The organism is Mesorhizobium sp. M0195 (genome assembly GCF_040322115.1).
Lineage (GTDB): Bacteria > Pseudomonadota > Alphaproteobacteria > Rhizobiales > Rhizobiaceae > Mesorhizobium.
The window spans coordinates 1-824 of record NZ_JAMYSV010000085.1 but is presented as its reverse complement, the minus strand read 5'-3'; the positions used below and the strand labels follow the sequence as shown (position 1 = coordinate 824).

Here is an 824-nt window from a genome sequence, read left to right as displayed (position 1 = left end):
CGGCAGCGCAAGACGGGCCGGAGCGTCAGACAGGGTGTCGCGCCAATACTGCGCCTGGCTCTGCAGCCGTTCCCCCGACAGCCACCGCCGTTGCCAGGCGGCATAATCCGGGTACTGGATCGCCAGCGGCGGCAAAGGATCGTCCTGTCCAGCCTCGAACGCCCGGTAAAGCTGACTGAGTTCACGCACCAGCACGCCCATCGACCAGCCGTCCGAGACGATATGATGCTGGGTCAGCAGGAAGACGTGTTGCTCATCCGACATCCGGATCAGACGCCCGCGGATCAGCGGCCCGCGCGCAACATCGAACGGCGTGCGCGCCTCTTCATGGCACAGATCCAAAAGCGCAGCCTCAGCATCCGGCCTGTCCCGCAGATCGTGCTCGGCCACCGGCAGTCCCGCATCCGGCGGCAGAACCTCAACCCAGGGCTTGCCCTCCGGTGCGACAAAGACGCTGCGCAGCGCCTCATGACGCGCAAACAGACGGTCAAGGCTGCGCTGCCAGGCGCCGCGGTCGAGCACACCACGCAGCCGCAAGGCCAGTGGAATGTGATAGTTGGTGCTGCCCTCGTCCAGCTGCGCCAAAAACCATATCCGCTGCTGCGCAAACGACAGCACAAGCGGCTCATTGCGCGACACCGTCGCAATCGCCGGCAGGTCTTGCGGACCGGAGCGGCTCAACACCTCGACGATGCTTTCGGCCAGATCGGCAAGCACCGGTCTGGCGAACAGCCTCGTCAGCGGCAGTTCGACGCCAACAGCCCGCGACAGCCGGCTCGAGAGCTGCACGGCCAGCAGCGAGTGGCCACCCAGCTCGAAGAAGT

At 65.8% G+C, this 824-nt stretch carries 1 protein-coding gene; it reads right to left on the bottom strand.

The window, feature by feature from the left end:
• Positions 1–824: condensation domain-containing protein (locus NKJ12_RS32115; RefSeq protein WP_352707732.1), on the bottom strand; the 824-nt coding region annotated here is incomplete at both ends.